The sequence below is a fragment of the Micromonospora sp. NPDC049171 genome (assembly GCF_040648275.1).
In the GTDB taxonomy this organism is placed as follows: Bacteria; Actinomycetota; Actinomycetes; order Mycobacteriales; family Micromonosporaceae; genus Micromonospora.
In genome coordinates this window covers 1-24855 of record NZ_JBEZDJ010000030.1, presented here as the reverse complement: position 1 = coordinate 24855, position 24855 = coordinate 1, and the positions used below count along the sequence as shown (strand labels likewise).

Annotated in this window: 18 protein-coding genes; 6 read left to right on the top strand and 12 right to left on the bottom strand. The window is 71.5% G+C overall.

Going from position 1 to position 24855, the window contains the following annotated elements; all coding sequences use genetic code 11:
• Positions 1-4: 4 nt before the first annotated feature.
• Positions 5-1288 carry a phosphopyruvate hydratase gene (eno, locus tag AB0B14_RS30430; protein WP_184181511.1) on the bottom strand — a complete coding sequence of 428 codons (1284 nt, stop codon included), beginning with the start codon at positions 1286-1288 and terminating at the stop codon, positions 5-7.
• Between the two features lie 213 nt (positions 1289-1501).
• On the opposite strand from eno, the gene AB0B14_RS30425 reads away from it, so the two are divergent.
• Together AB0B14_RS30425 and nudC are read left to right on the top strand one after the other, a co-directional pair.
• Positions 1502-2194: a hypothetical protein gene (locus tag AB0B14_RS30425; protein WP_357078888.1), complete on the top strand. Its 693-nt coding sequence runs from the start codon at positions 1502-1504 to the stop codon at positions 2192-2194.
• On the top strand, positions 2191-3174 hold the full coding sequence (gene nudC / locus AB0B14_RS30420; protein ID WP_357525551.1) for an NAD(+) diphosphatase: 984 nt from the start codon (positions 2191-2193) through the stop codon (positions 3172-3174). Before AB0B14_RS30425 ends, nudC begins: the two co-directional genes overlap by 4 nt.
• A 21-nt stretch (positions 3175-3195) precedes the next feature.
• Here the strand turns inward: nudC and AB0B14_RS30415 are convergent, their stop codons facing one another.
• From AB0B14_RS30415 to mfd, 4 genes are all read right to left on the bottom strand, one after another.
• Entirely contained in the window at positions 3196-4815 is a 1620-nt protein-coding gene (locus tag AB0B14_RS30415) for a DUF885 domain-containing protein (RefSeq protein WP_357525549.1), read from the bottom strand.
• Positions 4816-4905: 90 nt separating this feature from the next.
• A complete protein-coding gene (locus tag AB0B14_RS30410) occupies positions 4906-5946 on the bottom strand; it encodes a nucleoside triphosphate pyrophosphohydrolase (RefSeq protein WP_357525547.1) in 1041 nt (346 codons plus the stop codon).
• Positions 5947-5948: 2 nt separating this feature from the next.
• Positions 5949-6773, bottom strand: a complete 825-nt coding sequence (locus tag AB0B14_RS30405) for a hypothetical protein (RefSeq protein WP_357525545.1) — start codon at positions 6771-6773, stop codon at positions 5949-5951.
• A 162-nt stretch (positions 6774-6935) separates the two neighbouring features.
• On the bottom strand, positions 6936-10565 hold the full coding sequence (gene mfd, locus AB0B14_RS30400) for a transcription-repair coupling factor (RefSeq protein ID WP_357076583.1): 3630 nt from the start codon (positions 10563-10565) through the stop codon (positions 6936-6938).
• 439 nt (positions 10566-11004) lie between these two features.
• Between mfd and AB0B14_RS30395 the strand changes: the two genes are divergently transcribed.
• Positions 11005-11916 (top strand): cyclase family protein, encoded by a 912-nt coding sequence (locus AB0B14_RS30395; RefSeq protein WP_357525542.1) that lies wholly within the window; start codon positions 11005-11007, stop codon positions 11914-11916.
• A gap of 241 nt (positions 11917-12157) precedes the next feature.
• On the opposite strand, the gene AB0B14_RS30390 is transcribed toward AB0B14_RS30395, so the two are convergent.
• The 3 genes from AB0B14_RS30390 to AB0B14_RS30380 all read right to left on the bottom strand — a co-directional run bounded on the left by AB0B14_RS30390 (position 12158) and on the right by AB0B14_RS30380 (position 15450).
• Positions 12158-12376 carry a hypothetical protein gene (locus AB0B14_RS30390; protein ID WP_357076576.1) on the bottom strand — a complete coding sequence of 73 codons (219 nt, stop codon included), beginning with the start codon at positions 12374-12376 and terminating at the stop codon, positions 12158-12160.
• Positions 12377-13519: 1143 nt separating this feature from the next.
• The gene (locus AB0B14_RS30385; protein ID WP_357525607.1) at positions 13520-14170 is read right to left on the bottom strand and encodes a response regulator transcription factor; all 651 of its coding nucleotides are present in this window, start codon (positions 14168-14170) and stop codon (positions 13520-13522) included.
• A 5-nt stretch (positions 14171-14175) separates the two neighbouring features.
• The gene (locus tag AB0B14_RS30380; RefSeq protein WP_357076574.1) at positions 14176-15450 is read right to left on the bottom strand and encodes a sensor domain-containing protein; all 1275 of its coding nucleotides are present in this window, start codon (positions 15448-15450) and stop codon (positions 14176-14178) included.
• Between the two features lie 274 nt (positions 15451-15724).
• Here AB0B14_RS30380 and AB0B14_RS30375 point away from each other — a divergent pair, with 274 nt between their 5' ends.
• Positions 15725-16885: a serine hydrolase domain-containing protein gene (locus tag AB0B14_RS30375; RefSeq protein ID WP_357525540.1), complete on the top strand. Its 1161-nt coding sequence runs from the start codon at positions 15725-15727 to the stop codon at positions 16883-16885.
• Positions 16886-16944: 59 nt separating this feature from the next.
• Here the strand turns inward: AB0B14_RS30375 and AB0B14_RS30370 are convergent, their stop codons facing one another.
• Positions 16945-17985, bottom strand: a complete 1041-nt coding sequence (locus tag AB0B14_RS30370) for a S66 peptidase family protein (RefSeq protein ID WP_357525538.1) — start codon at positions 17983-17985, stop codon at positions 16945-16947.
• 300 nt (positions 17986-18285) lie between these two features.
• Between AB0B14_RS30370 and ppc the strand changes: the two genes are divergently transcribed.
• Entirely contained in the window at positions 18286-21072 is a 2787-nt protein-coding gene (gene ppc / locus AB0B14_RS30365) for a phosphoenolpyruvate carboxylase (protein ID WP_357076562.1), read from the top strand.
• A gap of 67 nt (positions 21073-21139) precedes the next feature.
• Here the strand turns inward: ppc and AB0B14_RS30360 are convergent, their stop codons facing one another.
• Positions 21140-21982 (bottom strand): hypothetical protein, encoded by an 843-nt coding sequence (locus AB0B14_RS30360; protein ID WP_357076559.1) that lies wholly within the window; start codon positions 21980-21982, stop codon positions 21140-21142.
• A 54-nt stretch (positions 21983-22036) separates the two neighbouring features.
• Here AB0B14_RS30360 and AB0B14_RS30355 point away from each other — a divergent pair, with 54 nt between their 5' ends.
• A complete protein-coding gene (locus tag AB0B14_RS30355; protein WP_357076556.1) occupies positions 22037-23200 on the top strand; it encodes a DNA recombination protein RmuC in 1164 nt (387 codons plus the stop codon).
• A gap of 16 nt (positions 23201-23216) precedes the next feature.
• Here the strand turns inward: AB0B14_RS30355 and AB0B14_RS30350 are convergent, their stop codons facing one another.
• Both AB0B14_RS30350 and AB0B14_RS30345 read right to left on the bottom strand, forming a co-directional pair.
• Entirely contained in the window at positions 23217-23678 is a 462-nt protein-coding gene (locus AB0B14_RS30350; RefSeq protein WP_357076552.1) for a hypothetical protein, read from the bottom strand.
• A gap of 40 nt (positions 23679-23718) precedes the next feature.
• Positions 23719-24705: a 4-hydroxy-3-methylbut-2-enyl diphosphate reductase gene (locus AB0B14_RS30345; RefSeq protein WP_357076549.1), complete on the bottom strand. Its 987-nt coding sequence runs from the start codon at positions 24703-24705 to the stop codon at positions 23719-23721.
• Between the last annotated feature and the right edge of the window lie 150 nt (positions 24706-24855).

Sequence of the window (24855 nt, the reverse complement as noted above, 5' to 3'; positions counted from 1 at the left end):
GTGCTCAGGCCGAACGGTAGCGCGGGAACGCGCCGGCGCCGGCGTAGCGCGCCGCGTCGGCCAGCTCCTCCTCGATCCGGAGCAACTGGTTGTACTTCGCGACGCGGTCCGAGCGGGCCGGAGCGCCGGTCTTGATCTGACCGCAGCCGGTGGCCACCGCCAGGTCGGCGATGGTGGTGTCCTCGGTCTCGCCGGAGCGGTGGCTCATCATGCACTTGAAACCGGCCCGGTGCGCCAGGTCCACCGCGTCCAGGGTCTCGGTCAGCGAACCGATCTGGTTGACCTTGACCAGGACCGCGTTCGCCGACTTCTCCGCGATGCCCCGGGCGATGCGCTGCGGGTTGGTCACGAACAGGTCGTCACCGACGATCTGCACCCGGTCGCCGATCGAGGCGGTCAGCGTCTGCCAACCACTCCAGTCGTCCTCCGCCAGCGGGTCCTCGATCGACACGATCGGGTAGTCACCGGCCAGCTTGGTGTAGTAGTTGCTCATCTCCTCGGCGGACTTCGCGGCACCCTCGAACGTGTAGGTGCCGTTGTCGAAGAACTCCGTGGCCGCCACGTCGAGCGCGAACACGATGTCGGTGCCGAGCCGGTAACCGGCCTTCTCGACCGCCTCGGCGATCAGGTCCAGGGCTGCCGCGTTGGTCGGCAGGTTCGGCGCGAAGCCACCCTCGTCGCCGAGCCCGGTCGACAGGCCCTTCTTCTTCAGCACCGACTTCAGCGCGTGGTAGACCTCGGCGCCCGAGCGCAGCGCCTCCCGGAAGGTGGGCGCACCGATCGGCGCGACCATGAACTCCTGGATGTCGACGTTCGAGTCGGCGTGCGCGCCACCGTTGAGGATGTTCATCATCGGCACCGGCAGGAGGTGGGCGTTCGGGCCCCCCAGGTAACGGAAGAGGCTCAGCTCGGCGCTGCCGGCAGCGGCCTTCGCCACCGCCAGGGAGACCCCGAGGATGGCGTTCGCGCCCAGCTCCGACTTGCTGTCGGTGCCGTCGATGTCGAGCATCTTCTGGTCGATCAGCCGCTGCTCGCTGGCCTCGTACCCGATGATCTGGTCGACGATCTTGTCTTCGACGTTGGAGACCGCCTTCTCCACGCCCTTGCCCTGGTAGCGGTCGGCGTCACCGTCGCGCAGCTCGATCGCCTCGAAGGCGCCGGTGGAGGCGCCGGAGGGCACGGCGGCGCGGGCGACCGTGCCGTCGTCCAGGCCGACCTCGACCTCGACCGTGGGGTTGCCCCGCGAGTCGAGAATCTCCCGGGCGACGATTCCCTCGATGGTTGCCACTAAGTCGCTCCTCGTTGTTGTGATCCGGTCCGTGGGTGGGCCGCGACGGTGCGGCTGAGGCAGGTGTTGAACGCAGCGTATCGGGCCGCGCGAACGGGCACGGCGTCGCCCGCGCACCCGAGTCGCCCCGCGTTGACGGACATTCCCGGATTTCCGGGCGTCAACCGGCAACGGGTTTGCGCTGCGCGGACCAGATCCACCAGGCTGGTCGCCATGCCCGCCGCCTCGACCACTCTCCGCATGCTCGCCGTGTCGGTCATCGCGTCGCTCACGGTCACCGGCTGTCAGACATTCGAGGACGCCGGTGTCGCCATGGGTCGCTCGGAACTCGTCAACGACCTCGCCGCCCGGCTCGACCGGGCGCTGGAGTTGACCTACTCAGCCGACTACCAACTCCCGGGCGGCCAGCGCGCCGCCATCGTGCAGGCGCAGGACCCGGCCAGGTCCGCGTACACCTACCCGGGCGGGCGACTCACCGTCACCCCGGAGGCCATCACCAGGTGTACGACCACCGGCGCCCGCCCCGAGTGCACGGTGCTCGCCCCGCCCACCCCGGGCAGCAAACCCACGGTGACACTCTTCGGCGAGGCCAACCGCCAGGGCCTCGTCACCCCGCCGGTGGTGGTCGGGCTGCTGACCGCCGCCGCGCTCGACCCGCAGGCGGTCATCAGGCAGAGCGACACCACGGTCGCGGGGCACCACGCCGCCTGCGTCGAGGTGCAGAGCTCGTCCGGCGACTTCACCGCCTGCGTGACCACCGAGGGTGTGCTCGGCAGCTTCGTCGGGCCGGTCGACGGCAAGCCGATGGACCTGGCGCTGAGCCGTTACTCCGCGACCGTCGACACGGGCGCGTTCGACCCGCCCACCGGCGCCGGTGTCGTGGACCGTCGCCCCGCCGGCTCGTGACCGACCGGACGGCTGGGCCCACGCCAGGGCGCGGCGGTGCCACGTCCGCGGCACCGCACGACGGGCCGGCAGCCACCGCACCCTCATCCAGCGCACCGCACGACGGGCCGGCGGCCACCGCACCCGCCAGCGGACCCACGTCCAGCGCACCGCCCGGCGGGTTTCGGCCGGGGGCCGACCGGAGCCGGCCGCCGGCCCCCGGTGACCTGGCCCTGCCGGTGACCGGGACGAAGCTGCTGACCGGCACCGACGGCCGACCGCTGCGGGTGGTCGACCTGCCCGCCGACACCGACTGGGTGCCGCTGGGCACCCTCGACGGCACACCCGCGTGGGCCACCGACCTGTCCACCGCCGACGGTCTGCCCGGCCGGGCGCGCGGCTGGGCCTCGCTCGCCGCCGAGGTGCCAGAGCCACACGCCACGCTCGCCGGCCGGGCGTTGGCGGTGCTGACGTGGCGGCGTACCCACCGGTGGTGCGGTGCCTGCCGTGCCGAGCTGACCGACCTGCCCGGCGAGACCGCCCGACGATGCCCCGACTGCGACCTGTACGTGCCGATGCAGCTCTCCGCCGCGGTGCTGGTGGCGATCACCCGGCCGGGCCCGGTCGGTCACGCAGACGAGCTGCTGCTGGTCCGGCACGCGAACGGGCCGACCGGGCTGTGGGCACTGGTGGCTGGCTTCGTCGAGGCTGGCGAGACACTGGAGGCGGCGGTGCACCGGGAGGTTGGCGAGGAGGTCCGGCTGTCCGTGGACGACCTGGCCTACTTCGGCAGTCAGCCGTGGGCGATCTCCGGCCCCGGTGTGCTGCTCGCCGGGTTCACCGCCCGTGCCGCGGACCCGCACGCCGAACCAGTGGTCGACGGCGAGGAACTGACCCAGGCTCGGTGGTTCGGCCTGGACGCGCTGCCGGCGGAACTGCCGTCCGCGTACTCCATCTCGCGCTGGCTGATCGACGCGTCGGTGACCGCCCGGCGGCGCTGACCCGCGCGCTGCGCGGCGGGTCTAGATCGCCAGGAGGGTTCTCAGGTGGCGCGGGGGCGGGCAGTCGTGGGCGAGCATGGCGTCGTGCCAGTCGCGGACCGACACGCCGTCCGGGCGGGCGGCGGCGATCTCGGCGACCTCGCTGTAGCCGACGAAGTAGGTGGAGAGCTGGGTGGAGGTGAGCAACGAACGGCGCCACTTGCCGGCCGCCTCGCCCTCCTCCTGGAAGCCGCGCCCGGTCATCAACGCCATCGCCTCGGCCTCGGACAGGTCCTCGGCGTGCACCAGCTGGTCGAGCAGCGCGTTGATGGTCATCCGCAGTTGCATCTTGAGCTGCTGCAACCGCACCGGCAGGCCGCCGAAACCGAGCCCCACCATCAGCTCCTCCGCGTACACCGCCCAGCCCTCGATGAACGGGCCGGACTCGGCCAGTGCCCGGACCCGGGTGCCGCCGACGTAGCGGCGGGCGTGCGCGAGCTGGAGGAAGTGCCCCGGCATCGCCTCGTGCACGGTCAGATTCTTGATCATGTGGTCGTTGTACTCGCGGTAGAACGACTCGACCCGGTGCGCCGGCCAGTCCGACGGGGTGGGCGAGATGCAGTAGAAGGTGGGCACGTCCGCGGTCTCCAGCGGGCCGGGCGAGTCGCAGTAGGCCACCGCCACACCACGCGCGAACTCCGGCATCTCCTGGATCACGCACGTGTCGTCGACGAGCGTGACCAGGTCGTGGGCGCGGACGAAGTCGGTGGCGTCGTCCAGGGTCACGCCGGCCAGCTCGACGATGGTCGCGTCGTCCGGGTGCTCGGCGGCGAGCAGGTCCAGCGCCTGGCGTACCGCCGCGTCGTCGGCCCGACCGCCGACCAGCTCGACGGCCGCCTCGCGGATCTCGGCGGTGACCCGGTCCAGGTTGGCCCAGGCGCGGCGCTGGATCTCGGCGGCGCCCAGCTCGGTGTCCAGGGTGTGCCAGAGGCGGGCCTCCCAGCGACGTCGGCCCAGTCGCGGGTCACGGCCGGGGCCGGTGTCGGCGGCCAGGCCGGCCCGCAGCCAGGCGACGAACTCCTCAAGCGCGGCGATCGCCGCGGTCGCCGCCGGCTCGACCCGGTCAAGCTGGCTCGGCGCCTGGGCGAGCAGCGCCGGCAGCTCGTCGCGGATCAGCGCCGCCGTGCCGGTGAACTGCCCGACCGCCGTCTCCGCGTGGATCCGCGGCATGTCCCGCAGCGTCGCACGGGCGGTGGCGAGAGCGTCAGGTACGGCGGCGAGCCGGCCGGCCAGTTGGGTCAGCCGCACCTCCGCCGGGGCGTACGGGCGGGCGAGCAGCGGATGCAGCAGTGGGCCGGGGTTGTGGCGCAACGGATCCCACTCGTGCGACCGGATCTCGGTCAGCTCGAACAGCTCCCGATCCACGAATGAGGTGAGCAGCGCGTGGTCGACCTGCTCGTCGACGTCGAGCGAGTCCGGATCCAGTTCGGACAGCGCGTTGGCCGCGTCGGAGAGCATCGCCCGATCGGCCGTGAGCGCGTCGGCGGAGAGATCCGGCAGCCGGTCGTCGAACCGGTGATCCCCCGCCGAGGTGGCAACCCCCGGCCGCGACTCCAGCAGAGCCTCGACAACCCGCTCAGCCAATACCCCAAACGCTTCCACCGGCCCACCCTACCGACCGGGCCCGTTGACCTCGGTTGATCATGAAGTTATTGCCATCCACCTCGGCGTGTCGCGGCAATAACTCCATGATCAACGTGGGTCTGCGGGTGGGGCGGCGGGTGGGGGTGGGGGTGGGGCGGCGGGTGGGGGGTTGGGTTTGGGTTTGGGTTCGGTTTTGCGGATGGTTTCGGCATGGGCGAGGGTGGTGCGGCGGAGGGCTGCTTCGGGGTCGATTCCTGCCTCGCGGGCCGCCGCGACCGCGGCCAGCAGGCTGGCGCCGAGTCTCGCTTCGGCGGCCACCTCGGCGTCGGCCACCGGGAGTGGGACCTCGATGCCTCGGCGACCGGCGCGGTCCAGGATCTGCGCGGCCAGGGCCAGCGCGGGCTGGCTCAGGGCCACACCGTCCAGCGCCGAACTCCGCGCTTTCTCCGCGCGCTTGATCCGCTCCCAGTTCTCGGTGATCTCCTCCAGGGTGCCCGCCTCCGCCCCGGCGAAGACGTGCGGGTTACGCCGGATCATCTTGTCGACCAGGCCACCCGCCACGTCGTCGATGCTCCACCGCTCGTCCTCGGGCAACTCCTCGGCGAGCCGCGCGTGCAGGACCACCTGCAACAGGACGTCGCCCAACTCCTCGCGCAGCGCGTCGGTGTCGTCGGCGCTGATCGCGTCGTACGCCTCGTAGCTCTCCTCCAGCAGATAACCCGCGAGGCTGCGGTGCGTCTGGGCCCTCTTCCACGGGTCACCGCCCGGCGAGGCCAGCCGGTCCAACACGGCCACCGCGTCGAGCAGCCGGGCGCCCGGCGGGTCCCACGAGCCGTACATCAGCTCCATCTCGGCCAGCCCCGGCTGCCGGGCCAGCCGCAGACCCAACTCCCGGGCCAGCGCCTCGTCGCCCGCCGGGCCGGCCAGCCACACCACCGTGCCGTGCGTCGCCACCGCATCCAGCAGCGGCTGCGTCGCCGGACCGTCCACAACTGTCACCTCGGCGCCCGCCTGGCGCACGGCGGTGGTCATCTCGCTCTCCGCACCCGTCAACACCGGGTGCTGGCGTACGACGTCCCAGGCCGCGGAGGTCAGCAGGCCGGCCGGGAGCCGGGGTGAGGTGACCAGCAGGACGATCCGTGCCGTCATGCTCAGCTGGCCGTGCCCTCGGTGCCCGGGCCGGCGTCGGGGCCAGCGCCTGGGCCGGCGTCCGGGTCAGCGGTAGACCGCACGGGCTCCGGGGTGGAGATGTCGGTGACCGGGCCGTCCTCGTTGATGAACGGCAGCGAATAGAAGATCAGCGACTGACCGTTACTCACCACCGACGGCACCCCGACCGCCCGGTAGCGCGGGTTGATCGACACGTCGACCAGATCGGCCTCCGCCTCCAGAGCGGCACTGAGGGCGGTGGCGCTGCGCACGAAGCCACCGTCGCCGAACGCCTTGCGGACATCGGCCACCGACATGCCGCCGTCGATCGCCCCGGCCTTCGCGAGGGCGTTGTAGACGGCCATCAGCGAGTCGTCGCTCAGCTCGGCCGGCGGGAGCTGCTGGTTGAGCACCTGAAGCATGTCGATCCACTCGCCCCAGAGCGTGGCGTACTCGGTGGTGGCCGGCACCCGCAGGTTCTGTTCGAGCTGCTGCGGGGTGATCTCGTCGGGCACCTGCACGTTCTTCGCCGCCACGACCCGCTTGCCCAGATCCAGGCTGACCAGCAGGTCGACCACGTCCTGGCGAGTGATCTTCGAGCGCAACTGCTCCGGCGACGGCGTCGCACCCGCCTGGACCGCCTGCTGCCGGACCGTCTCGCCGTACTTCGCCTGCACGTCGGCGTAGATCGCGTCGACCCGATCCAGTGAATAGGTGGTGTCACCGACATACGCGGCGACGTCCGGCGCGGACCTGCCGCAGGCAGCGAGGGAAAGGACACCCAGGGCCGCGACGCTGGCGGCGGCGATCACACGGCGAGCACGCATGCCCGTCACTCTCTCATGCCCACGTCCGTGCGGTGACGGCCCCCACCGCACACCGACCTCCGCCGCACCCGCCGCACGCTGGCTCCCGCCCCCGCTGGCTCCCGCCGCACGTTGACTCCCGCCCCCGCTGGCTCCGGCTCCCGCCGCACGCTGGCTCCCGCCTCAGCCCGCCGCGACGGCGAGCGGGGCGGGAGCACCCAGCACATCGGAGAGCAACTGCGCGCACCACTGGAGCAGCGCCTGATCACGCAACGGCTCGCCACCGACCCGACGGGTGCTCGGGCGGGGCACGCTGACCTGGTCGGTGGCCTGCTTGTAGACGGCGTCCGGGTGGTAGCGCTTGAGCCGCATCTGCTTGGAATCCGGCAACGGCAGCGGGCCGAACCGCACGTGCTTGCCCTGCATGGACACGTCGGTCAGGCCGTACCGGCGGGCCAGCAGGCGGAACCGCGCCACCTCCACCAGGTTCTGCACGGGTGCCGGCGGCTCGCCGTACCGGTCGGTCATCTCGGCGATCACCTCGGTCAGCCGCTCCTCGTCGCGCGCCTCGGCCAACTTGCGGTACATCTCCAGGCGCAGCCGCTCCACGCTCACGTAGTCGTGCGGCAGGTGCGCGTCGATCGGCAGATCGATCTTGACGTCGGGCTCGTCCTCCGACCGCTCACCCTTGAACGCGGAGACCGCCTCGCCGACCATCCGCACGTACAGGTCGAAGCCGACACCCTCGATGTGCCCGGACTGCTCGCCGCCGAGCAGGTTGCCGGCGCCCCGGATCTCCAGGTCCTTCATCGCCACGTACATGCCGGCGCCCAGCTCGGTGTGCTGGGCGATGGTCGCCAGCCGCTCGTGGGCGTGCTCGGTGAGCGGCTTCTCCGGCGGGTAGAGGAAGTACGCGTACGCCCGCTCGCGGCCCCGGCCGACCCGGCCACGGATCTGGTGCAACTGGGCCAGGCCGAGCAGGTCGGCACGCTCCACGATCAGCGTGTTGGCGTTCGGGATGTCGATGCCCGACTCGACGATCGTGGTGCAGACCAGGACGTCGAACTCCTTCTCCCAGAAGCCGACCATGACCTTCTCCAGGGCGTCCTCACCCATCTGGCCGTGCGCCACCGCGACCCGCGCCTCCGGCACCAACTCCCGCAGTCGCCGCGCCGCCCGGTCGATCGACTCGACCCGGTTGTGCAGGTAGAAGACCTGCCCGTCGCGCAGCAACTCGCGGTGGATGGACGCGGCCACCTGCCGGTCGTCCTGCGCGCCGACGAAGGTGAGCACCGGGTGCCGCTCCTCCGGCGGGGTGGCGATCGTGGACATCTCCCGGATGCCGGTGATCGCCATCTCCAGGGTCCGTGGGATCGGGGTGGCCGACATGCTCAGCACGTCGACAGACGCGCGCAGCGTCTTCAGGTGCTCCTTGTGCTCGACACCGAAACGCTGCTCCTCGTCGACGATCACCAGCCCGAGCTGCTTGAACCTGGTGGCCGTCTGCAACAGCCGATGGGTGCCGATCACGATGTCGACGGTGCCGTCGGCGACCATCTCCAGCGTCCGCTCGGTCTCCTTCGGGGTCTGGAACCGCGACAGCTGCCGGATCTGCACCGGGAACTGGCTCATCCGCTCGGCGAACGTGTTGTAGTGCTGCTGCACCAGCAACGTCGTCGGCACCAGCACCGCCACCTGCTTGCCGTCCTGCACGGCCTTGAACGCCGCCCGTACCGCGATCTCGGTCTTGCCGTAGCCGACGTCGCCGCAGATCAGCCGGTCCATCGGCACGGTCTGCTCCATGTCCCGCTTGACCTCGTCGATCGCGGCGAGCTGGTCCGGTGTCTCCTGCCAGGGGAAGGCGTCCTCCAGCTCGCGCTGCCACGGGGTGTCCGGGCCGAACGAGTGGCCCTTGGACGCCTTGCGCGCGGCGTACAGCTGGATGAGCTGCGCGGCGATCTCCCGGACCGCCTTGCGGGCCCGTGCCTTGGACTTCTGCCAGTCCGAGCCGCCCATCTTGTGCAGGGTCGGCTGCTCGCCGCCCACGTAGCGGGAGAGCTGGTCGAGCTGGTCGGTCGGCACGAACAGGCGGTCGCCGGGCTGGCCCCGCTTGCTGGCCGCGTACTCGATGACCAGGTATTCGCGGCTGGCGCCGTTGACGGTGCGCTGCACCAGCTCGACGTAGCGGCCGATGCCGTGCTGCTCGTGCACCACATGGTCGCCGGCCTTGAGCTCCAGCGGGTCGATGGTGTTGCGTCGCCGGCTCGGCATCTTGCGCATGTCCCGGGTCGAGGTGCCCCGACCACCTGTCACGTCGTTGCCGGTGAGCAGCACGAAGCGGGACGCCTCGTCGACGAACCCACTGCTCAGCGCGCCACAGGTCACCACCAGCTCACCCGGGACGGGCGCGGTCGGCACCTCCTCGGTCAACCGCGCGCCCAGGCCGGCGTCGCGCAGCACCTCCACCGCCCGCTGGGCCGGGCCGTGCCCCTCGAAGACCAGCGCGATCGACCAGCCCTCGCCGGCCCAGCGCTTGAGGTCGTCGACCACCCGCGCGGTCTCACCGTGGTAGAGCGGGGCCGGCTGGGCGGACAGGGTCACCGCGATGGCGTCGTCCGGGGTGACGGTGGCCTGCTCCGGCGCGTCCTCCCAGGGCTGCCGCGCCTCGGCGGTCTCCCCCTCCACCAGACCGAACGGGGACAGCGTCCACCACGGCTGGCCGAGCTTGCCGGCGGCGGCGCGCACCTCGCCGAGGGTGCGGAAGGCGGCGGCGCCGACGTCCACCGGGGCCTGGCCGCCGACCGCGGCGGCAGCCCAACTGGCCTGCAAAAACTCCTCCGAGGTACGCACCAGATCGTGCGCCCTCGTGCGGATCCGCTCCGGATCGCACAGCAGCACGTGGGTGCCGGCCGGCATGGCGTCGAGCAGCAGCTCCAGCGAGTCGGGGCCGACCAGCACCGGCGCCAGCGACTCCATGCCCTCGACCGGGATGCCCTCGGCCAGCTTGTCCAGGATCTCGGCCAGCTCGGGGTGCTGCTCGGCGAGCGCGGCGGCCCGGTCCCGGACCGCCGGGGTGAGCAGCAGCTCACGGCAGGGCGGTGCCCAGAGCAGCGGAACCTGCTCGATGGTCCGCTGGTCGGCGACGGCGAAGGTGCGGATCTCCTCCACCTCGTCGCCCCAGAACTCGACCCGGGACGGGTGCTCGTCGGTGGGCGGGAAGACGTCCAGGATGCCGCCGCGCACCGCGAACTCGCCGCGCTTGGTGACCAGGTCGACCCGGGCGTACGCCATGTCGACCAGTCGGTGGGCGACCTCCTCCAGGTCCGCCTCCTCGCCTGCGGCGAGCTGCACCGGCTCCAGGTCACCGAGCCCCTTGAGCTGCGGTTGGAGCAGCGAACGGACCGGCGCCACGACCACCCGCAGCGGCCCGGTGCCGCCGTGCGCGTCGGTCGCCTCCGGGTGTGCCAGCCGGCGCAGCACAGCCAGCCGCCGACCCACCGTGTCCGAGCGTGGGGAGAGCCGCTCGTGCGGCAGCGTCTCCCAGGATGGGAAGACCACCACCTGCTCCGCGGGCAGCAACCCACCCAACGCGGCGGCCAGGTCGTCGGCCTCGCGGGTGGTGGCGGTCACGGCGAGCACCGGCCGCCCGGCACCCTCGTTGTCCGCGGCGACAGCCGCGACGGCGAACGGGCGCAGCGCGGCGGGAGCAGTGATGTCGAGGCCGTCGACCTGGGCGGCACCGGAGCGCGCCAGGTCACGCGCGCGGGTCAGCCCCGGGTCGGCCAGGGCGGCGGAGAACAGACCGGTGAGCAAGGGAAACCTTCCAGGGGAGTCGACGCACACGACGGCGGCCCCGCGTCCAGCCGGACGAGGGGTGCACGACGACAAGCCTATCTCCGCGCACCGACACACAGCCCTTTCCGCCGAGGTCCGCGTCGCGTCGCGCTCGACACCCCACCCGTGAACCCGTTCGCCCAGGCATGCGCCACGCTCCCGGACCCCGATACACGCGCCCACGCCGCGGGGACCCCGGCCCGCGCCAGGCCCCGATGCCCCCGCGCCCGCAGCCCCCGCACCTCACGCCCAGCCCTCGCGCACCTGACACCTGCCCCAAGATCCGCGCACGTGGCCGCCCGGGGAGGGGCCGCTCGCACTGCCGCCCTCGTTCGCGCCTCAAGATCGTGCGGTGCGAACCCCACCAGCCGAAGCGTGGATCTTGACCGGTGGGTGGTCCCTGTGGTCGGGTTTTGTGATGGGGCAGTGGCGGGCACAGTTCGACGCGCAGGTGAGCTTCGCCAACGGCGGCGGGCTGCGTACCGAGGAGTTTCGGCTGGACATTCCGGGTCCGGAGATCAGCGACGACGACCTGGCGGTGTTGTTCGTCCGGCACCTCGGGCTGCTGATGGTCGCCGAGGTCCGGATCAGCGCGAAGACGATCATCGAAGAGCCGCACAAGGGTGGTCGGGGCGTCGCCGTCGAGGAGGCCGGCTCCGATCGTCGACTTGTCGAGTTGAGCCACGTGATCAGCGACGGGATGAGCACCCTGCCAGGTTGGCCGGCACCGCGGATCAGTGACTGGTTGACCTTCGCGGCGTCCCGGGCGAACTACGCGCCGGGCACCGAGTTCCACGTGGCCCGGATCGACATGATCGCCAACACCGGCACGTACCTGGACACCCCCGCCCACCGCTGGGCCGGCGGCGACGACCTGGCCGGGGTGTCCCTGAGCCGCCTCGCCGACCTGCCCGGTGTGGTCGTTCGCGTGCCGGCCGGCACCCGGGCCGTGGACCGGCTGATGTTGGCGCCGTACGAGGTGGCGGGGTGCGCGGTGTTGCTGCACACGGGGTGGGACGTGCACTTCGGCGCCGAGCGGTACGGCGCGCCGGAGGCGCCCTACCTGACCGGGGACGCCGCCCAGGCGCTGGCTGACGCCGGCGCCGCCCTGGTCGGCATCGACTCGATCAACATCGACGACATGAGTCCAGCGGCCGGCGGCGTACGCCCCGCGCACAGCACCCTGCTCGCCGCCGGCATCCCGGTCGTGGAGCACCTGACCGGCCTGGACGCGCTGCCGCCGAGCGGATTCCGGTTCACAGCGGCCCCACCGAGGGTGGCCGGCATGGGCACCTTCCCGGTCCGCGCCTTCGCCCTCGTAACCCTCTGAACTCCGCCCCCACCCCCGCGATCTCGCACTTCCTGTCCCGACACAGCTGGCATAGCCAAGAATCCCCGCCACCCTGTTCGGGTGGCGGGGATTCGGCTGCTAGGCGTGGTGCGGTCACACCTCAGGCTGCGGAGGGGTCGTCTCTCGCCAGCCATCGGAAGACGGCTGTCCAGGTGGTTGTGGAGGTTGCCGGGGTGTCCGGGCCCATCCACTCAACCATGCGGACACAGGCCGATCGAACTCACCGCCCCTGTGCCGGCGGAGCCGGCTTGGTGTCCGTCTCGGACGGCACGACGAGGGGCTCGACCGTGATCACGTCCCTGTCCTCGCGGCCGGACTCGTCCGACTTCTCCGCGTTCTGGCGATGGTGCATCCAACCCGCGGTTGCGAAGCAGGCGGCCAGGGCCAACAGAACGGCCGCCAGTGCGAACAGCGGCTGGCCAAGGACGGTGAGCAACACGGACGCCACGAGGACGGCCGTGATGATGGTCCCGGGCCCCGGCGGCAAGAGCTGCCACCGGGGCATGAGAGGACCAGGACTGCGGAAAGCCACCGTTGGCTCCCCTCTCTCTTCCTGATGTGGTGCGCTGGTCTTGGACTCCACGCGACAGCAGCCTTTCCCGGCCTCCGACGGTTTGCGGTCCGTCGACTGGAAGCAGGAAAGAACAGGCGGCATACGGGTGGTCTCACGGAAGTACTGCTGGAGAGTAAACCGTATGCCGCGACAGTGACAGGAGCGTGACCCCTTGCATCCTGTCCAATTTGAAAGCTTTTGAAGGACTGCGGGTGACGGGCATCACATTAGGAAGCTCCGACGGTCGACCCTCGTCGAACCGTGACCATCACGTTGAGTCGTTCGTTGGTCACTGAGGGATGCGAACCGTGTCATCCGTCAAATGAAAGAAATACAAGGCGCACTCTGGCCTTGTGTTCCAAATCACAGCCCGGCAAAGATGAGTGTCTTTAATTTTTGTCTAACTATGTCGCTTTCCGCGCCTACCGGTGAGTACCGATGACCGCAAGCGGGGTTGCCAACCCTGCGCATTGTCGGCAAGGTGGGGCCCAGCCGAGCCAAAGAACTTAGCGCTACCCCGTTCTCGCCTGACCGTTGGTCTTGGACATACTCACGGGACAGGCGTTACCCCCCGTTTTGCGGCAGGGGGTAGGTAAGGGCGACGCCCCAGAGGTTCACTACTTCAGCGGGCGTCGCCCTTACATTTTGTGCGGCATGGGAGCGCTTCCACCTTCAAAAGACAAGCTCGCGGCACGCGTCGGCAGAGCCTAATTGTCGAATGCGGATTGGTGGGCGGCAATCCAGAATCGCCTCCGCCGGAAAGCGGAAATGCTCTTTTCCACCGCTGGTTACCTTTGGTTCTGGCGGAAGAGCGGGATCTGGTGCCGCAGTGTCCGCGTGCGCGCCGGTTATCGCCCGCCAGAAGCCGCAACGCACTGCGGACGTCAGCGGAGACCGACCGATCCCGCACCCTGTACGCGGGGTTATCGGGTCGTCACAAAATCTCCCGATGGGGAAAGGCTCGCCCTGCGGCGAGGCGGAACGCGGCATGAGTGCTGGTCCCCCCGGGAGCATCGCCGAAGCGGCGGGTCAGGAGCCGGCCTGGAGGTGGCGCAGCACCGCGATGACCCGGCGGTGGTCGCTCTCGGACGGGGGCAGGCCGAGCTTGCCGAAGATGCTGGTGATGTGTTTCTCCACCGCCCCCACACTGAGGAACAGCGCCGCGGCGACCGCCACGTTCGACCGCCCCTGGGCCATCAGGGCCAGGACGGTCCGTTCCCGCTCGGAGAGGCTGGCCAACTCCTCGCCACCGCGGGCCGCACCGAGCAGTTGCGTCACCACCTCCGGGTCGAGCACTGTCGCCCCGGCGGCGACCCGGGTGAGCGCGTCGACGAACTCGCCGACCTCGGCGACCCGGTCCTTGAGCAGGTAACCGACTCCCCCGGCACCGCCGGCGAGCAACTGTGCCGCGTACCGGGTCTCCACGTACTGGGAGAAGAGCAGCACCGGCGTGCCGGGATGGGCCGCGCGGACGGCGAGCGCCGCCCGCAGCCCCTCGTCGGTGTACGTGGGCGGCATCCGGATGTCGATCACCGCGATGTCCGGCCGGTGCTCGTCGACGGCGGCCCGTAGCGCCTCCGGATCGGCCACGGCGGCGAGCACCCGGTGCCCCCGGTCGCTGAGCAGGTAGGTGAGCCCGTCGCGCAGGATCCCGGAGTCCTCGGCGAGGACCACTCGCAGCCCGGTCACGGCCGTACCGGGAGGTCCACGGTGACAAGCGTCGGCCCGCCGGGTGGGCTGTCTATCCGCATCGTGCCGTCCACGGTACGGGTTCGGTCGCGCAGGCCGGCCAGCCCGCCGCCGGGCAGGGCGCGGGCCGTCGACCCGATCCGGGCTCCGCCGTCGCCGTCGTCGGAGACCCGCACCCGCAGCAGGCCGCCCTCCTGGCGTACGTCGACTGTCGCCCGCCGGGCGGTGGAGTGTTTGGCGACGTTGGTGAGCAACTCGGCGACGCAGTAGTAGACGATCGTCTCCACCGCCGGCGACGGCCGCTCACGCAACGCGACCCGCAACGCGACGGGTACGGCGCCCCGGGCCGCCAGGGTGGCCAGCGCCGCCTCCAGCCCGTTGTCGAGCATCGGCGGGTGAATGCCCCGGGCCAGGTCCCGCAGGTCGGTGATCGCGGTCTTCGCGTCCCGGTGCGCGGTCTCCACGAGTGCCCTGGCTTCCGGCCCGGCCCCGTCGGCGAGCTTCTCCTTGACCATGCCCAACTTCATCGCCAGGGCGACAAGTTGCGCCTGGGTGCCGTCGTGCAGGTCGCGTTCGATGCGGCGCAGCAGCGCGGCGGCGTCGTCGACGGCCAGGGCGCGGGTCCGTTCGAGGGTGTCGACCCGGTCGTCGAGGCTGCTCGGGCCGAGTAGGCCGCGGATCAGCAGCTCGTCTGAGAACAGCACGCCGCGCAGCAGCCAGGGGCCGGCGAGAAGCATCCCGGCACCGATCCCGGCCAGCAGGAACGATCGGGGCCAGGTGTCGAAGAAGAAGTCCCCGAGTTGCAGGGCGGCGCGGTGCGGCCGGCCCGTGCTGTCGGTGTTGACCGGCTGGATGAACTTCCACCAGAGCGGATGGCTGAGCAGGAACACCGGGTAGCAGAGGAAGACCGCGACCACCGCCGCCGCGAGCACGGTCACCGGCAGCTTGACGATCAGATAGGCCATCGCCCGCCACCCCGTGGCGTCGCCCAGGCCGGTGCGGACGTACCCCACCGGGCCGGGCCGTCGGCGGACCGGGCGTGGCGCGTCGACCCGCAGCCCGAGCGCCGCGCGGGCGAGAGCGCGGTGCAGCCGGCCCCAACCGCGAGCGCCGAGGACGCCGGTGGACAGCAGCGGCAGGCCGAGCAGCGTCAGCGAGAGCATGCCGCCGACCACGACCGTGAGAGCGGCGTACGCGAAGCCGACGACCGCCAGCGGCAGGCCGACCAGCACGTACCCGACCTGATGGCGGAGTTGCCGCAGACGCGTCATCTGATCCTCCCGACCTGCCGGACGACACCACGGCGGGCGAGACCGTGCCGGTCAACACAACGCCGGACGCCAACGCGCCGGCTGATCCCGCGCCGACGCTTACCGGAGTGTCCGCTCAGCATGCCGGGGCACGAGCCGCCCGCCCAGCCGGCCAACCCGTCGTGGTCTGTCGGGTTAACCCCACCCGACCGGCGGGAGATCCGCATTCACCCGCGCTCCGCACTTCGACAGGGTCGACGGGGACAGACGTCGTCACGTCGATGGGAGCAAGATCATGATGCGTCAGCTGTGGGCCGTGGTGGTGTCGGTCGGCTCGTTGGTCGCCACACTCGCCGTCGCGCCCCTGCCGGCTCGTGCCGGCCAACCAGGGGCGGAACGCCGGGCGATGGTCGCCGCGCTCGACCAACTGGTCGCGGACGGCTTTCCCGCCGCGGTGGCGTACGGCCGGGTGGATGGCCGACGGTGGCAGGTGGCGGCGGGGATGGCCGACCGGGCCACCGGGGCGCGGGCCCGGCCGGACGACCGGTTCCGGATCGCCAGCAACACCAAGGCGTTCGTGTCGACAGTGCTGCTGCAACTGGTGGGCGAGGGTCGGTTGACCCTCGACGATCCGATCGAGCGGTGGCTGCCCGGGGTCGTCCGGGGTAACGGCAACGACGGTTCGACGATCACCGTCCGGCAGTTGCTCAACCACACGAGCGGCATCTGGGACCCGACCGGCGAACGGAGTTTCTGGGCGCCGTACCTCGACGACCACGACTGGGACCGGGTCATCGCACCCCGCACGGTGATCGCCCTGGCGGTGGCTCACCGACCGGACTTCGCCCCGGGCACCTCGTGGGGCTACTCGAACACGAACTACCTGCTGGCCGGTCTGATCATCGAGGCGGTCACCGGCCGGGACGCGGCGTCCGAGGTGCGGCGGCGGATCATCGGACCGCTGGGTCTGCGGCACACCTCGTTCCCGGTCACCGACCCGGAGATCCACGGTCGGCACCTGCACGGCTACGACCTGGCCGGGCGAGATGTGACCACGTTCAGCCCGTCCTACGACTGGACCGCCGGGGCGATGATCTCGACGGCGGCGGATTTGGCGCGGTTCCACCGGGCGCTGTTCGGCGGGCGACTGCTCGCGCCGGCACAGCAGCGCGCGTTGGAGACGCTGGTGCCCACCGACGACGGGCCGGACGGGTACGGGCTGGGCGTGCAACGGATGACGGTGCCCTGTGCCGCGGGCCCGACGTCGGTGTGGACGACCGACGGTGGCGGGCCGGGCTTCACCAGCATCGCGGCGACCAGCCTGGACAACTCCCGGCAGCTTGTCCTCGCCGGCAACGTCTACGACATCGACGCCGACGTTCGGGGCCTGCCGCCGGTGCCGGCGAGCGCGGGCGCCCTGGCCGCGCTGCGGTCGGTCCTCTGCGCGACCGACTGACACCTGCGGATTCCGGTGCACGCACCTCCCCACCGGGTGCGTGCACCGCACAGGTCCCGTCAGTAACGCACCGAGATCCGGCGGTCGACGGCGTCGACAAGGATCTCGCCGCCGTACGGGATGATCAACTGCGGGTCGGTGTGACCGAGGTCGACGTCGAAGACCACCACCGCCTCCGGGTTGTACGGCGTGAGGCCGCGGATGATCGCCTCCCGCTGGGCCGCGCCCCACGCCGAGCGCTCCGGCACCGACAGCGGTTTGTCGAAGTCCCACGCCTTCGGACGACCGACGACGATCGCCGCGAAGGCGGTCAGCAGGCCCCGCTCCCCCATGTTGCGCACGATCCGGAACACCTCCTGCGCGCTGGGCATCTCCTGCGAGGTCTCGACAACCAGCACGGCCCCGGCCAACTCGTCGCGGGTCGGCACCCGGTCGGTGGCCATCAGCCAGTGCAGGATCTCCAGGCAGCCACCCCAGGTGCGCCCCCGCACCACCCGTTCCGGTCCCTGCCAACGCCAGCCCTCGCCGGGCAGCATCTCCGGCTCGTACGCCAGCGTCTCGGGCTCGGTCCACGGGTTCGGCCGGTCACCCCACGCGGGCGCGGGCGTCAGCGCGTACCAGTCGGTGGTGAACAGCGCGGCGCGCAGCGAGTCGAAGGTCAGCGGGTGCGGCGCGCCCGGGCGGCCGAGGTGCACAAGCACCGATCCGCCGTGGTAGGCGACGATGCCCAGCCGGTAGAGGTGGTTGAGCATGTTGGTGTTGTCGGAGTAGCCGAAGTAGGGCTTCGGGTTGGCCCGCAACACGTCGTCGTCGAGGTACGGGGTGACGGTGATCAGGTCGTTTCCGCCGACCGTGGCGAGCACGGCGGTGACGCTCGGGTCGGCGAAGGCGGCGGTCAGGTCGCGGGCCCGGTCGCGCGGGTCCGCCCCCGTGACCCGGGTGGTCGGATACTCCACCGGCTCCAGTCCCAACTCCTCGCGCAGCCGGCGCAGCCCCAACTCGTACGCGTGGGGGAAAATCGCCGGCAGGCCGGCGGACGGTGAGACGACCGCGACCCGGTCGCCCGGACGCGGCTTGGGCGGGTAGCGCAGCGACACCATGATCAGACGCTAATCGGCCAGCCAAGCGGTTTTCGCCCGGCAGCTGGCAAACCGCCGCTGGTCAGCGCGAGCCTGGTTCGGTGCCGCCGGACCGTCACCGCCAGACCCGGTCGCCCCGCCCGGCCACTGGCCAGCCTCCGGCGGCTCCGGATCAGCCCGAAACGGTGGCTGAGATCACGCCCGAAAACACCGCCCCAGGGGCAGTGGATCACCCGGGGGTCTCCAGACATACGGTGGGCGCGGATACCATCCAGTGAGTCGGACAGCGCTGTCCTTCGCATCCACGTGAGGGAGCGCACCGTGACTGACCAGCACGACCACGACGGCCCCGACGCCGCGCTGCGTGCCGACATCCGCCGACTGGGCACCCTGCTCGGTCAGACCCTGGCCCGCCAGGAGGGTCGCCCCCTGCTCGACCTCGTCGAGGAGATCCGCGCCCAGGTCCGCACCGACGCCCCGGCGGCCGCCCAGCGCCTCGGCGGGCTCGACGTGACCACCGGCACCAAGCTGGCCCGCGCCTTCTCCACCTACTTCCACCTGGCCAACATCACCGAGCAGGTGCACCGCGCCCGGGACCTGCGCCGCCGTCGCGCGGTGCAGGGCGGCTGGTTGGACCAGGCGGCCAAGATGATCGCCGAGCGTGGGGTGCCGGCCGAGGAGATCGCCAACGCGGCACGTCGGCTGGCGGTCCGCCCGGTCTTCACCGCCCACCCGACCGAGGCGGCCCGCCGCTCGATCCTGTCCAAGCTGCGCGCGATCGCCGACGAGTTGGACACCGAGACCGCCAACGCGATCCTCTACGGCGCCAGCGACGAGGGCCCGGCCAACCGCCGCCTGGCCGAGTTGCTGGACCTGATGTGGCAGACCGACGAGCTGCGCCTCGACCGACCGGACCCGACCGACGAGGCCCGCAACGCCATCTACTACCTGCGCGACCTCTACGCCGAGGCCGCCCCGCAGGTGCTCGACGATCTGGCCGACACGCTGCGCACCCTCGGCGTGGAGACCTCGCCGACGGCCCGGCCGCTGAGCTTCGGCACCTGGATCGGCGGCGACCGCGACGGCAACCCGTTCGTCACCCCGGCGGTCACCCGCGAGGTGCTGACCATCCAGTACGAGCACGGCATCGCGGCCACCGAGAAGGCGATGGACCACCTGATCAACGAGGTGTCGGTCTCCCGCCGACTGCGCGGGGTGTCGCTGGACCTCTCCGCCAGCCTCGCCGCCGACCTGGACGCCCTGCCCGAGGTGGCGACGCGGTTCCGGCGGGTCAACGCCGAGGAGCCGTACCGGCTCAAGGCGCGCTGCGTGAAGGCGAAGCTCGCCAACACCCGGCAACGCCTGCGCCAGGGCACCGCGCACGTGCCGGGCCGGGACTACCGGGGCTCCGCCGAGCTGATCGCCGACCTGGACCTGCTGCGCGCCTCGCTGGCCCGCAACTCCGGGCAGCTCACCGCCGTCGGCCGGTTGGCCTCGACCATCCGTACCGTCTCCGCGTTCGGCCTGCACCTGGCCACCATGGACGTACGGGAGCACGCCGAGGCGCACCACGCGGTGCTCGCCCAGCTCTACGAGGCCGTCGGCGAGGTCTCCGACTATCCGGCGCTGACCCGACTGGAACGCACCAAGCTGCTCGCCGACGAGCTGACCGGGCGGCGACCGCTGTCCACCCTCGACACCCCGCTCTCCGAGCCCGCCCGCAAGACGTTCGACGTGTTCAGCACCATCCGGGAGGCCCAGGACCGGTTCGGCACCGAGGTCATCGAGTCGTACATCATCTCGATGACCATGGGTGTCGACGACGTGCTGGCCGCGGTGGTGCTGGCCCGCGAGGCCGGCCTGGTGGACGTGCACAGCGGGCGCGCCCGGGTCGGGTTCGTGCCGCTGCTGGAGACCCCGGCCGAGCTCAACGCCGGCGGCGAACTCCTCGACGACCTGCTGTCGCTGCCCGCGTACCGGGCGCTGGTGCGGGCCCGGGGCGACGTGCAGGAAGTCATGCTCGGCTACTCCGACTCCAACAAGGAAGCCGGGATCACCACCAGCCAGTGGTCGATCCACCGCGCGCAGCGTGCGCTGCGCGACGTGGCCGCCCGGCACGGGGTGCACCTGCGGCTGTTCCACGGCCGGGGCGGCACGGTCGGTCGCGGCGGCGGGCCGACGCACGAGGCGATCCTGGCTCAGCCGTACGGCACGCTGGACGGCGCGATCAAGGTGACCGAGCAGGGTGAGGTGATCTCCGACAAGTACACCCTGCCGTCCCTGGCCCGGGAAAATCTGGAGCTCACCCTCGCCGCAGTGCTCCAGGCGACCCTGCTGCACACCGCGCCACGGCAGCCGGCCGAGATGCTGGAACGCTGGGACGCGACGATGGACAAGGTCTCCGAGTCGGCGTTCCGGCGCTACCGGTCGCTCGTCGAGGACCCGGACCTGCCGGCGTACTTCTGGGCGTCCACCCCCACCGAGCTGCTCGGCGCGCTGAACATCGGCTCCCGGCCGGCGAAGCGCCCGAACACCGGCGCGGGGCTGTCCGGTCTGCGGGCCATTCCGTGGGTGTTCGGCTGGACGCAGACCCGGCAGATCGTGCCGGGCTGGTTCGGCGTCGGCTCCGGACTGGCCGCCGCCCGCGAGGCCGGTCTGGCGGACGTGCTCGCCGAGATGCACCGCAACTGGCACTTCTTCCGCACGTTCCTGTCGAACGTCGAGATGATGGTGACCAAGACCGACCTGAGCATCGCCCGCCGGTACGTCGAGACCCTGGTCCCGAAGAAGCTGCACCCGATCTTCGAACAGATCGAGCAGGAGTACGAGCTGACCAAGCGGGAGGTGCTGGCGGTGACCGCCTCACCCGCCCTGCTGGAAAACTCGCCGGTGCTCCAGCGCACCCTCGCCGTCCGGGACACCTACCTGGAGCCGCTGCACCACCTCCAGGTGGCGCTGCTGCGGCAGTACCGGGAGTCCGGTGCCGCCGGGCGGGCGATCGCCACCGCCCCGGGCGGCCGACGCGCACCGAGCGACGGCACCGCCCTGGAACGCGCGCTGCTCACCACGGTCAACGGCATCGCCGCCGGCATGCGCAACACCGGCTGATCAACAGGTACGAGAACGGGCCCCGGTCGCTGCGACCGGGGCCCGTTTCCGTAGGTGTGCACGACTGTCAGAAGTCGCCGCCGCCGAAGTCCCCACCACCGAAGTCGCCGCCACCGAAGTCCCCACCACCGAAGCCGCCACCACCGAAGTCCCCACCGGCGTAGTCACCGCCGACGTCGCCGCCCTGGTCACCGCCGGCGAAGTCGCCGCCCTGGTCACCGCCGAAGTCCTGGTCGGCGCTGCCCTGGTCGACGCCGTCGCCGAAGCCCTCCTGGTAGCCGGCGTCGTAGCCGTACCCGGGGTCGGCGAAGGCGGGCGAGAACAGCGCGTCGGCGATCAGGATGCCGCCGAGCACACCGGCGCCGGCACCCAGCGCGGTCTTCCACCACGGCGTCGAATACCACCCGGCCGGCACCGGCCGACCCTGGTAACGCCCACCGGGGTAGTAGTAGGGCGTTTCCCGGCCGGGTTGCGGGCCGGCCCGGAAGGTCTGCCCCTGCACGTCGACCTCGCGCTCCTTGGTGAGCTGCCCCACGCCCCGCGCGGCGGCCAGCGTCGGCACCTCCGGACCCGGATCGATGCCCAGCGCGGTACGCGCCGCCCGGATGTACGCCAGCCCCTCCAGCGCGGTCTCCCGCGCCAACCCGAACTGGTGCGGCGTACGCGCCTGCTCCAACTGCGAGCCGGCCGCGTTGTACCGCTCACCGGCATCGGCCAGCGCCTGGCGTACCGCTGGTTCGTCGCCCTGCAGGTTCATCAACTGGCCGCCGAGGCGCTCGTACCACCGCTGCGCCTCCGCGCGGGCGTCGCCGAGCGCGGTGCGCTGCCGGGCGTTGGCCTGGGCGCGGACGAGCGCCGCGGCGCCCAGCCCGCCGACCAGCACGACCGCGAGGCACAACACAAGTTCCATGTCATCGAACGTACCCCCGCCTGTCGCGTCGTATCCGTCTGGCAAGCTCCGGTGATGGACGTCTCGACCCTGCTCCTGGTGATCGTGTGCCTCGGTGCCGGCGGGGCGGTGGGCTGGCTCGCGGCCCGGTCCCGCTCGGCGGCCGACATCGCCCGCCTCGATGCCACCCTGGCCGCCACCCGGGAGGGCGAGGGCCGGCTGGAGCAGTCGATGCGGGCGCTGAGCTACGAGGCCACCGCGCAGTCCCAGGAGGCGGTGGCCCGGGCGGTCGCGCCGCTGCACGACACCCTGCGCCGCTACGAGCTGCGGGTGGCCGAGCTGGAACACGACCGGGTCGACGCGTACGCCGAGCTGCGCGAGCAGGTCCGTTCGATGACCGCCGTCTCCGGTGAGCTGCGCACCGAGACCAAGCAACTGGTGGCGGCGTTGCGCGCGCCGCAGGTGCGGGGCCGCTGGGGCGAGCACCAGCTACGCCGGATCGTCGAGGCGGCCGGCATGTTGGAGCACTGCGACTTCTCCGAGCAGGTCACCGCCGCCACCGACCAGCAGGTCGTCCGACCGGATCTGGTGGTCCGGCTGCACGGCGGCCGATCGGTCGTGGTGGACGCCAAGGCACCGTTCGAGGCGTACCTGACGGCCATGGAGGCCCGCGACGAGCGCGGCCGGGACACCCACCTCGACGCGCACGCCCGGCACCTGCGAGGGCACGTCGACGCGCTGGCCGCCAAGTCCTACTGGTCGGCGTTCGACAACTCACCCGAGTTCGTGGTGCTGTTCATTCCGGCCGACACGTTCCTCGACGTCGCACTCCAACGTGACCCGACGCTGCTGGAGCACGCGTTCACCCGCAACGTGGTGCTGGCCACGCCGGCCACGCTCGTCGCCCTGCTCCGGACCGTCGCGTACTCCTGGCGGCAGGAGGCGCTGGCCCGCAACGCGCTCGCGGTGCACACCCTCGCGCGGGAGCTGTACGGTCGGCTCTCCACGCTTGGCGACCACGTGGGCAAGCTCGGGTCGTCGCTGGCCGGGGCGGTGACCGCGTACAACCGGGCGGTCGGGTCGTTGGAGGCCCGGGTGCTGGTCAGCGCCCGCAAGCTCGCCGAGTTGGGCGTCTCGGACGACGAGTTGGCCACGCCCGCGCAGGTCGAGTTGACGCCCCGGCAGCCGCAGGCACCCGAGCTGGCCGATCCGGCCGACGACGAGGTCACGACCCGCTAGCGCCTGGCGCGGCTGTTCAGGACCGGTTGGCGTTCGACACGACGAACGGGGTGCCCTGCTGGCAGGTGGTCATCATGCCGGGCTCGGCCCGGCCGCTGACCTCCACCCGCGCACCCGGGGTCAGCACGTCCCGCGGCCCCCCGAGGAGCAGGTAGCCGTCGAGCAGGACGCAACCGGGCTCCACCCCGCCCTGAACCACCCCGGACAGGGTGGTGGCCCGGACTCCCGGGGGCGTGCTCGGGCCGCCCGGCTTCGGGCGTGACGGCATCCCGGTCGGTGCGGGGTCGACGACCGATGGCGTGCCGGTCGGCGCGGGGTCGACGTTCGACGGCGTGCCGGTCGGGTCGGGCGTGGGCTGGCTGGTCACCGTGCCGGTCGGCGTCGGCGGGGGGTTGCCGCCTCCGGCGTCCTGGCTGCCGCAGGCACTCAGCGCCACACAGACGGTCAGCGCGGAGACGACGAGCCGAAAGGTCCTCATGCCGAATCTGACGTACGCCGGGCCGGGTTCGTTCCCGTGTTCAGCCGCGCGCCGCCGCGGCCTTCATGTCCCGCTTCAGCTCCTGCGGAAGTGAGAACGTGAGCCGCTCGTTGGCGGTGGTGATCTCCTCGACGTCGGCGAAGCCCCGCGCGGCGAGGTAGGCCAGCACCTCCTGGACCAGGTCGTCCGGGACGCTCGCGCCGGAGGTCAGGCCGACCGTGTTGGCCCCCTCCAGCCAGGCGTCGTCGATCTCGTGGGCGAAGTCGACCAGGTGGCCGGCGCGGGCGCCCGCGTCCAGGGCGACCTCGACCAGGCGGACCGAGTTGGAGGAGTTCGTCGAGCCGACCACGATCACCACGTCGCAGTCGGCGGCGATCTCCTTGACCACGTGCTGCCGGTTGGACGTGGCGTAGCAGATGTCGTCGCTGGGCGGGGACTGCAGCAGCGGCAGCCGCTGCTTGAGCCGGGCCACCGTCTCCAGCGTCTCGTCGACCGAGAGTGTGGTCTGGGAGAGCCAGACGACCTTCTCCGGATCGCGGACGGTGATCTTGTCGGCGCCGTCCGGGCCGTCGACAAGTTGGATGTGCGCGGGGGCCTCGCCGGCGGTGCCGATGACCTCCTCGTGCCCCTCGTGACCGATGAGCAGGATGTCGTAGTCCTCGGCGGCGAACCGCTTCGCCTCGTGGTGCACCTTGGTGACCAGCGGGCAGGTCGCGTCGATCGCCTTCAGCGAGCGCGCCTTGGCCTGCTCGTAGACCTCGGGAGCGACGCCGTGCGCGGAGAAGATGACGGTGGACCCCTCCGGCACCTCCTCGTTCTCCTCCACGAAGATCGCGCCCTGCGCCTCCAGGGTCTGCACGACGTGCTTGTTGTGCACGATCTGCTTGCGCACGTAGATCGGGGCACCGTAGAGCTTCAGTGCCTCCTCGACGGTCTGCACCGCGCGGTCGACGCCGGCGCAGTAGCCGCGGGGCTTCGCCAGGAGCACGCGCTTGCCGGTCCGGGGAGTCGCCTGAGCCTCAGTCACCCCCCCATCGTACGTGCCGGCCCCCTCCAGGCCTGTTGATCATGAGGTTATTGCTGCGACACGCCGCTTGGGGTCAAGGGGTGAGTGCAATCGTTAGGTAGCGATGAGGTGGTCCAGGCGTTCGGCTGGGGTTGCCCAGTCGAGCGTCTG